The sequence below is a fragment of the Streptomyces hygroscopicus subsp. hygroscopicus genome, from assembly GCF_030269125.1.
Lineage (GTDB): Bacteria > Actinomycetota > Actinomycetes > Streptomycetales > Streptomycetaceae > Streptomyces > Streptomyces hygroscopicus_C.
Genome location: NZ_BSSM01000051.1, coordinates 1 through 1,036, shown reverse-complemented (window position 1 = coordinate 1,036; position 1,036 = coordinate 1). Strand labels below are relative to the sequence as shown.

General features: G+C 69.8%; 1 protein-coding gene. It reads left to right on the top strand.

All coding sequences use genetic code 11. The features are described 5' to 3' along the window. Nucleotides 1-5: 5 nt before the first annotated feature. A partial coding sequence (locus QSK45_RS38040) for an MBL fold metallo-hydrolase (RefSeq protein WP_285563528.1) occupies nucleotides 6-1,036 on the top strand: 1,031 nt, incomplete at its 3' end.

The window sequence follows — 1,036 nt, the reverse complement described above, 5'->3', positions numbered from 1 at the left end:
CACCCATGTACTTCGCCCAGCACTACCTCGACTGCCTGTCCCAGGCCGCGTACGTCATCGGCGATCCCACCAGCGGCAAGGCGGTCGTGATCGACCCCCGCCGCGACGTGGACGAATACGTCGCGGACGCCGAGGCCCACGGCTTCACCGTGGAAGCGGTCATCAACACCCACTTCCACGCCGACTTCCTCGCCGGCCACCTGGAACTCGCCCAGCGCACCGGCGCCTGGATCGGCTACGGACAGCGCGCCGTCACCGAATACCCCATCCGCAAACTCTCCGACGGCGAGCGGATCTCCCTGGGCGAGGTCACCCTCCAGATCCTGGAAACCCCCGGCCACACCCCCGAATCGATCAGCATCCTCGTCTTCGAGAAGCCCGACGACACCGTCCCCTACGGCGTCCTCACCGGCGACGCCCTCTTCATCGGCGACGTCGGCCGCCCCGACCTGCTCGCCTCCGCCGGCGTCACCGCCGAGGAACTGGGCGCCATGCTCTACGACAGCGTCCACCGCAAACTCATGTCCCTGCCCGACGACGTCCGCGTCTTCCCCGCCCACGGCGCCGGATCCGCCTGCGGCAAGAACCTCTCCACCGAACTCCAGTCGACCATCGGCATGCAGCGCCTGACCAACTACGCCTGCCAGCCCATGGACCAGGACACCTTCGTCCGCCTCGTCACCGCCGGCCAGCCCGCCGCCCCCGGCTACTTCTCCTACGACGCCGACCTCAACCGCCGCAACCGCGACCTCTTCCAGACCCACGAAGACGCCCCCGCGCTCCAGCCCGCCGAGTTCACCCGCCTGCGCACCGAAGGCGCCACCGTCCTCGACACCCGCGACCAGTTCGAATTCGCCGCCGGACACCTCGCCGGCTCCGTCAACGTCCCCCTCGACGGCCGCTTCGCCGAACAGGCCGGCAGCGTCCTCACCCCCCAGGACGAAATCCTCATCATCGCCCCCGAGGGCCGCGCCGAGGAAACCGTCACCCGCCTCGCCCGCATCGGCTTCGACCGCGTCCACGGCTACGCCGCCGA